This window comes from Elusimicrobiota bacterium, assembly GCA_026388075.1.
GTDB lineage: Bacteria > Elusimicrobiota > Endomicrobiia > Endomicrobiales > JAPLKN01 > JAPLKN01.
Genome location: JAPLKN010000105.1, coordinates 1 through 8,163, shown reverse-complemented (window position 1 = coordinate 8,163; position 8,163 = coordinate 1). Strand labels below are relative to the sequence as shown.

8 protein-coding genes are annotated in these 8,163 nt (G+C 34.4%); 7 read left to right on the top strand and 1 reads right to left on the bottom strand.

The window, feature by feature from the left end:
- Positions 1 to 188: 188 nt before the first annotated feature.
- The 6 genes from NT145_05560 (at position 189) to NT145_05535 (ending at position 6,827) form a co-directional block, all read left to right on the top strand.
- Complete coding sequence (locus NT145_05560) at positions 189 to 1,382, top strand: PD-(D/E)XK nuclease family protein (protein ID MCX5782152.1); 1,194 nt, start codon at positions 189 to 191, stop codon at positions 1,380 to 1,382.
- Between the two features lie 5 nt (positions 1,383 to 1,387).
- On the top strand, positions 1,388 to 3,277 hold the full coding sequence (locus NT145_05555) for a site-specific DNA-methyltransferase (GenBank protein ID MCX5782151.1): 1,890 nt from the start codon (positions 1,388 to 1,390) through the stop codon (positions 3,275 to 3,277).
- Entirely contained in the window at positions 3,274 to 5,292 is a 2,019-nt protein-coding gene (locus NT145_05550; GenBank protein MCX5782150.1) for a DEAD/DEAH box helicase family protein, read from the top strand. Before NT145_05555 ends, NT145_05550 begins: the two co-directional genes overlap by 4 nt.
- Positions 5,282 to 5,626 carry a hypothetical protein gene (locus tag NT145_05545; GenBank protein ID MCX5782149.1) on the top strand — a complete coding sequence of 115 codons (345 nt, stop codon included), beginning with the start codon at positions 5,282 to 5,284 and terminating at the stop codon, positions 5,624 to 5,626. Before NT145_05550 ends, NT145_05545 begins: the two co-directional genes overlap by 11 nt.
- 501 nt (positions 5,627 to 6,127) lie before the next feature.
- Positions 6,128 to 6,343 carry a hypothetical protein gene (locus NT145_05540; GenBank protein MCX5782148.1) on the top strand — a complete coding sequence of 72 codons (216 nt, stop codon included), beginning with the start codon at positions 6,128 to 6,130 and terminating at the stop codon, positions 6,341 to 6,343.
- 28 nt (positions 6,344 to 6,371) lie between these two features.
- Positions 6,372 to 6,827 (top strand): hypothetical protein, encoded by a 456-nt coding sequence (locus NT145_05535; protein ID MCX5782147.1) that lies wholly within the window; start codon positions 6,372 to 6,374, stop codon positions 6,825 to 6,827.
- Here NT145_05535 and NT145_05530 read toward each other — a convergent pair.
- Positions 6,817 to 7,953, bottom strand: a complete 1,137-nt coding sequence (locus tag NT145_05530; GenBank protein MCX5782146.1) for a three-Cys-motif partner protein TcmP — start codon at positions 7,951 to 7,953, stop codon at positions 6,817 to 6,819. The genes NT145_05535 and NT145_05530 overlap by 11 nt on opposite strands.
- Before the next feature lie 100 nt (positions 7,954 to 8,053).
- Between NT145_05530 and NT145_05525 the strand changes: the two genes are divergently transcribed.
- A partial coding sequence (locus NT145_05525; protein ID MCX5782145.1) for a radical SAM protein occupies positions 8,054 to 8,163 on the top strand: 110 nt, incomplete at its 3' end.

Genomic DNA, 8,163 nt, shown 5'->3' with positions numbered 1-8,163 from the left:
CCAAAGAAAAAAGTAAGAAAGTTGAACAATGGAATAATTTAGAGGAAGCAATTCATAATATCATGCCGTTGAAAGGGAGTAAAATAAAAGAATATAGAATATTCCCGTTCTGTGTTACAGATGATTTTAATCCAATGCTTAAAAAAATTGATGAGTTCTTGAAAAATGACTAAAAATCGTGATGTAATATGATATTCTCCCACTCCCGTATAAGCACATTCGAGCAGTGCCCGCAGAAGTTCAGGTTCCATTACATAGACAAGGCAGAGACTGAGGAATTCGAGGGCGTGGAAGCGTTCCTGGGAAGCCGCGTGCATGAGGCACTAGAAAAAATTTACAAGGACCTCAAATTCCAGAAGCTCCTTCTTCTCAGCGAACTCATCGCTTTCTACAAAGAACAGTGGAAAAAGAACTGGCATGACAACGTGCAGATCGTGAGGGAGGAGTACAGCGAAAGGAACTACAAAAAGATGGGAGAGAAATTCATAGCTGATTTTTATAATAGGTACAAGCCATTTGATAATGACAAGACAATCGGGCTTGAGCAGAGGATTGTTGTCGATATCCAGGGATATAAAATTCAGGGCTTTATTGACAGGCTCTCGTTCTGTGACGGGGCATATGAAATACATGATTACAAGACCGCTGCTTCACTTCCTGAGCAGGCCAAATTAGATATTGACAGGCAGCTGGCTTTGTATGCCATAGCTGTCAGGAGCATGTTCAAAGACGCAAAGAAGATAGACCTGGTATGGCACTTTCTCGCGTTTGACAAGGAAATGCGCTCAGAGAGGACAGACAAGCAGTTGAATGACCTGGAAAACGATGTACTAAGCTCAATACAGATGATAGAGCTTGCTTGTGACACAGATAAGTTCCCTGCAAAGGAGAGCGTGCTATGCGACTGGTGCGAGTTCCGCGCCATATGCAGCAAGTGGGGGCACATAATAAAGACTGATGCCATGCCTGCAAACAGGTTTCTTAATGAGCCTGGGGTCCAGCTTGTCAACAAGTATTCTGTGCTCTACTACAAGAAAAAGGAATTCCTGGAGAAAATAGACGAAGAACTGGAAGAGCTAAAGGAAGCCATATTCCACTTTGCGAAAAAAGAGGGCGTGGAAAGAATAGCTGGCTCGGACTTCATTGCAAAAGTCAGCATGGACGAGAAAATTAAATGGCCTGGAAAGTCTGACGAGGAAAGAAGAGAGCTGGAAGAAATAATCAAGAAAGCAGGCAAATGGGATGATGTATCGACACTGGATACCTTTGCGCTGTCCAAGGCTGCGCAGGCCTGGCCCGAAAGCATACAAAGCAAGATAAAAAGGTTCCATGAGTTAGTAGAAGAAAGGAGAATATACCTGTCGGGAAGAAAAGAAGAGTGAAGAAAATGAAAAATGTTAAAAATAAATATAAAAAAATAAAAAAAGAAAATATTCATGGTAAAATCAGTGAATATAGACGTCAAACAATAAAAGAAATCAAGCAAGCAGACGAAGAGGTTAATATAGAAATACCTAAACAAGCAGAATTCTTTAAAACTCCTGTAAGATTTGGAAACATCCCAGTTGATAAACTTCCTCTTGGCTGTGATGAGAAAGAGCAATACAGAAAAATTTATCCTAAAATTTCCCTTCCTTTTCAAGTTATAGAAAGAGTATCTTTTGGTCATAAAGATTTAGAGCCAAATCAACTAATATTTGGAGATAATTTGCATATTATGAGGGCTTTGCCTTCCAACTTCATTGATTTAATCTATATTGACCCCCCTTTCTTTTCAGGCAGGAACTATAATGTTGTATTTGGAGACCAAAACGAAGTCAGAAGTTTTACAGATATTTGGGAAGGCGGAATGCCTGGCTATTTAATTTGGTTAAATTCTCGTATTCTTGAAATGAAGAGATTGCTCAAACCGACAGGTTCAATTTTAGTTCATTGTGATTGGCACGCAAGCCATTATATCAAATTAGAGTTGGATAAAATATTCGGATATGATAATTTCAGGAATGAAATTGTTTGGAGATATAGGAGATGGCCTGCAAAGCAGAAAAACCTTCAAAGGATGCACGATATAATCTTTTGGTATTCTAAGGGTAACGATGGAGAACACTCATTTAAAGTAATCTATGAACCTTTATCAGAATCAACAATCAAGGCAGATGGAGGATTAAAAATATTAAATGTTTTTGATGAAAATGGAAATAGAATAAGAGGTCAGAAGACAGGTGAAAAATCCCCCGGAGCTCCGATGTCAGATGTTTGGGAAATTTCTTTGATGGCTCCAACTGCAAAAGAAAGAATAGGTTATCCTACACAAAAACCAGGAGCCTTAATGGAAAGAATCCTTGAAACAATCTCTAAACCAGGGGACATCATCGCAGATTTCTTTTGTGGCGGAGGGACAACTCCTGCTGTTGCTCAAAAGTTAGGCAGAAGATGGATTGCTTCTGATATCTCTAAAATTGCAGTTTCTGTTACAAGAGATAGATTATTAAGAAGTGTTCTTGGAGAAAATAAAAAAGAAGTCCAGCAAAGTTTAGGTAAAGTTCCAGATATTGAAATAAAGAATTGGGGTGTTTATGAAGTTCCTGAACTTGTAAAAATGAAAGAAGAAACATTTAGGAATTTTATCATTTCTGCTTATAATGGAAGATTGACAAGTTCAGAAGGTCTCATTCATGGATATAAACAATCAGTTCCTCTTTTTGTAGGAAGTCCATCACAAGATGATCCGATAACTGAAAGTGAAGTAGTTAAATTTGCTAAAGATATAGTAAAAAGAAGGGGACATCATCAAGGAATAATGATTGCTTGGGGCTTTACTCCTGGAGCAAGAAATGTTGCTAAACAATTAGAGATACAACATGCAGTAGCAATAGACTTTGTAAAACTTCAATTAGTACCAATAGAATCCAATGAATTTAAAGAGCATGTAACATCAAAACATCCCGAATACAAAAATCTGCTAAGATTCATACTTCCGCCACAAGTCAGAATCTCAACAAAAAGAACAGCAAATTTAGAATATGAGTTTGATGTTTCTGAGTCAGTTTCATTAAATCAGTCCGGTAAAATAATAAATGTTCAGTGGGACTTTTCTTATAATGGTGAGAGGTTTATCTCAACACCAGGGTATTCATTCTTAGGAATGAAGGATAATAAGCCCGTTCTAAGAGTAATTTACAAATTTATCTCTGCCGGGAAGAAAAAAGTTGCATGTAAAGTTCAGGACGATGAAGGAGGAGAGAAAATTGAAATATTGGAGATAGATGTTAAATGAAACTCACTGATTTAGGACAAGATTTTGAATTATGGAAAATTGATTTTCATAGTGTTAAAGACGAAACACGAAGATTTTTAGAGCATTTAACAGATAAAAACAAAGAAACAAAGTTATGGAAACATCAATTGGAAGCAGTTTTGAGAGTTATTTATTCTTATGAGGTTTTAGGAAAAAATAATCTTCTCTTAAATATTGTTACGGGTGGAGGAAAAACGGCAATAATTGGAGCTTGTATTGCGTGGCTTAAAATGTGTCAGAAGTTAGACAAATTTCTGATTTTAGTTCCAAATCTAATTGTAAGGGATAGGTTGCAGAGAGATTTTTTAGTTACAAATGGAGAAAAATCTGTTTTCCAAAAATTTGATCTCTTTCCAAAAGAGTTTAAACATCTAGAAAATGAATTAAATGCCCATATTATGGAAGGGGGAGCAAGCCCGCAGGGGATTTTAGACTCTGGAGTTATTTTAGGTAACATTCATCAGCTTTATGAAGCCAACACTTCCGGAAAAAGAAATTTGGATTGGTTCTTAAACAAAGTTGGAAATTTTGCCATATTTAATGATGAGGCCCATAATACTCCTGCTGAAGAATATACAAAAGTTCTAAGAATGTTAACTCATAAAACAATATTCAGATTAGATACGACAGCAACTCCTGAAAGAGCAGATGCAAAACCATTAGATTCTGAAATGATTATGGAATATGGAATAGCACAAGCTTTAGATGACGGAATTATTAAATCAGTAGTTGTCTATCAGCCAGATGCTAAAATAGTTGAGTTAACTTATACTAACAAAATAACTGGTGAAAAAAAGAAAGTTACAGAACTAGACAAAGAGTTTAAAGAAGCAGAAGCAAATGTAAAACCTTTTCAGTGGATTATGGATTCTGAGCCGATGAAAAAACAGATTTCTATCGCATTAAAAAGATTTGATGAACAAAAAAGAAGGTCAAAAGAAAGATACAAGCCAATTTTGTTTATAGTCACTATGGGAATAGAAGAGGGAAAAAGAGTCAGAGACGTTTTTAATAAAGATTTTAATTTAGGGAGGGATAAGGTTTTATTAGTTACGGAAGATACTGCAGATGAACAAGTAGGATACAAACCAAACGGAGAACTAATAACTGCAAGAGAAGCCGCAACAAATTTAGGAAAATTAGGTAGTTCATTTGAAGTTGTGATTAGTGTAATGATGTTGAGAGAAGGTTGGGATGTCCCAGAAGTATCAGTTATCCTTCTATTAAGAAAATTTTGTTCGCAGGTTTATGGACAGCAGGTTATAGGAAGAGGTTTAAGAAAAATAATCAGAAACATTGACGAAAGAGAAATCTTAGCAGTAGTTGATCATCCAAAACTTCAACATGATTGGCTCTGGAGAAAAGTTGGAGCTAGCGGAGTTAGAACTGTTGATACGGAAGATGTTTTAGGAGACGAAGATATTCCAATAACTCCCAAAATTCAAAGGTTAACAAGACCCGAAAACCTTATAGAAATTCCTTCTCCTGAATATGAAACAAAAATAGATTTTGATGCCATCTTAAAGAAAATTCCCAAAAAAGAGATTTCTAAGAATTGGGAGCAAATTTTAGATTCTGTCAAATACGATAAAGATAAATGGGTTATTAGCAAGACAAGAATAGAACAAATGATAAAACTATATGTAGATAAAGAAAGAAGAATGGAAATACTATCTGGAGAAGATATTGATTTTAAAGACGAAGAAGAAAAGAAAAAGCTAAGCAAGGAAGAATTGGAAGATTTATTTAAAAAGCAAATTGTGGAAATGGCTTCTAATCTCCTTTTAGAATATGGTTTTGGAGGGTTAAAAAAAGGAGAGTTATATAACGTGATAATTGACCATATTAAGCTTAAATTATTTAATGGCAAAACTCTTTCAGAAACAAATAAGGAAGAAATAGAAACGGTATTAGAAAATCTTGAAGAAATAAGGAAAAACTTTACTCAGCCGATTGTTGAGGGAATTTTGGGAGGAAAGAAAAATGCCAACTAGTGAACATGGCGAATTTGATGAGAATGTAAAAAGCCCTTATAGTTTTGAGTATTATGACTCTAGTTGGGAATTAGAATTAATGAAAGATTTAGAAAAAGACAAAGAAGTTAAGAAATGGACTAAAAACCATGGAATAATAATTCCCTATTGGGATGAAAATGGAAAATTAAGAGGATTTAAACCAGACTTTTTAGTTGAGAAAGAAAACGGAACAAAAGAAATAGTTGAGATAAAAGGGAAACATTTGCTACCGACATTTAAGCGAAAAATGGATGCAGCTCAAGAGTGGTGTAAGGCACGAAAAATGGGATTTAGAGTAATTTCTAAATATTAATTATAGTGATTATGATGGGCGGAGGCTGGAATTACAAGCAACCAAAGTACTTATAAATTAGTATTTATTAATTATTAGTGATTTTTTGACAGCCGCCAACAAAAAATTCCAGCAATTGAACCGAAAGGTTCACACAATAAATGCTTGGAAGAATAATAAAAATGCTGAAAGACCGTTACCTGAAAATATAACAACCTCCGAAGTCACCTGCCAAAACTGCGGCTTCAAGGCCCGATACCAGTTCGTGAGATGCCCCCACTGCGGTGAGGAGAGGAAATAATCCAACTTACACTGTTTCGAAGTATTACCTTTTTCCTTCATAAAAAGTCGTTGAACAGCGATTAATAGGGCGTTGTTGCCTTCGGCAGTTATCTTATATCATTAAGTAAAAACTATGGCGTCATCGTATCACGATGAACTAAAAAATTATAGATTAAAGCATTTTAAAAACTTGTTTTAAGAAATTAATTATAAGTATATCTAAAAATATAAGATTATTAAATGGTTGTAATTATGTCAGCTGCAAATAAAAAATATCGACAATTAAACAGCAAGGTTCATGCATGGAAAGCTGCTTACTATCGGAAAGATAAACATTTAGAAGAACCTATAAAACCTGCCGAAATCACCACATCCGAAGTCGTTTGTGCTAACTGCGGCTTCAAAGCCCGCTACCAGTTCGTGAGATGCCCGCACTGCGGGGAGGAGAGGAAATGATTTATACTTTAATCTAAAATTCTTATATATGGTTGAAGTTTCAGAAGAAATTATAAAAACCGTAAGGGATCTATTTATCATAAGGGATGACTGTTACCCGTTACAAATAGAAGGTTTGAATGAGTACAAGGTTATCAAAGAAACATTTTCTGATGATATAATAAGAAAACATTTACAAGGAATGATAACTGTCGGTGGTTTCCAAATAGATCCAAAAATGAATAAAGTAAAATGGATCTGCTTTGATTTTGATGGCAGTTTGAACGTTGAATTTGAGAAAGCAAAAACACTTTGTAAACGACTTAAAGAAAAGGGCTATAATCCTCTTTTAGAATTCAGTGGAAGAAGAGGATATCATGGGAGTTATTTTTTTGATGGTGAATTTAAGCCCATGTCTTTGATTAACAGCAGAATTTATTTATCAAAAAAAGTGATAGTAAAAGACTTGATAACTATAGATAATTTGAATAAATTTATTTATTAAAACTAATTTTACTTTCGTCTGGTAGTCCTCCTCTAGGTCCTTTACCATTTATTGAAATTATCCCCTCTTTTTCTAATTCTAATATTGTTTCTCTATATTGACTAATAGTAAAATCCGTATCCATTATGGTTTTGTATCTTATTTCTTGAAAAGAAATAACCTCACCTTTAAACTTTTTTAATAAAAACTCTTTTAATTTACTTATACCTAGCATCTGCGTTATTGTCATTTGCCCTTCGGCAGGTCCTAAGTATCCCATTCTTCCCTTTGTTCCACTATGAAGCATAATTTCTTTCATTATCTCACAACCTTTAGGGTGATTGGTTACATGAATAAGATAATATGTTGTCTGTAATTTTTCGTCTGCATTTACTTTAAATGGTAGCGTATATTTGGCACCAGCACTTTTAAGCTGTGCTATATATATTTTTAATAATGCCTCTTCCTTTGGTATTTTTTTATAATCGTCAGAAGATAACATTTCTTTTATATTTTCTATATTATACAATTCTTCTATGCTATGTTTGTGTGGTTCACTTTCCAAGAATCTTATAACATCACGTAACATGAATGTAATAAATATTTCAACTCGTTGAATAGAAAGAAGCTTATTTAGTGTTTTAAGTGGGACACCACTAAAACCAAAGGGATCTATAAAAAAGAACGAGGGGGCCAAATTTTTACCGACCTTATCTATAATTCCATTTGCTATATTTTCAAATTCATCATTAATAGGTTCTATAACAGTTATACCTTCATATTTCTTAGGGTATTTTTCTATCTCTTCTTTAACGCTTTTCTTAAGATCATCGAAATTAACTCGATCCTTTTCTATAAACGTACATACGATCTCTTTCAGATAATGAAATCTTTTCTTAACATCAGCACATATATCTAAAGCTAGTAATGGTGATCCCTTTTCACCATCTTTATAGATGCTTCTTCCAGCAAAACAATCGAAATAGCATATTCTAGAATAATTTTTACCCAAAATCCTTATCCATGCACCTAAATATTTACTTAAAATCTCATGCTTTACTTTAGTGTGTTCTTTGTACTTCCATTTTTCAATGTCATGATCCGTTAGTACAGCCGCCGTTTTTATCACCTGTGACAAATAAATCATACACCATTTATACTTTTATAATCACTACTTTTCAACTTTTCAGGTGCTCTGTAGGTTTGTATATTTATATTAGAAAAACTAATTATTTATCGTTGGCTGTATGAAAAAAATAAACAGAGGGTCCCTCCTTTATAAAAGCGGTGTAGAATATGCAAATTTTTGTATAAATCACGTTAAAGGTTGCTCCCACGGCTGTAATTACCCCTGTTA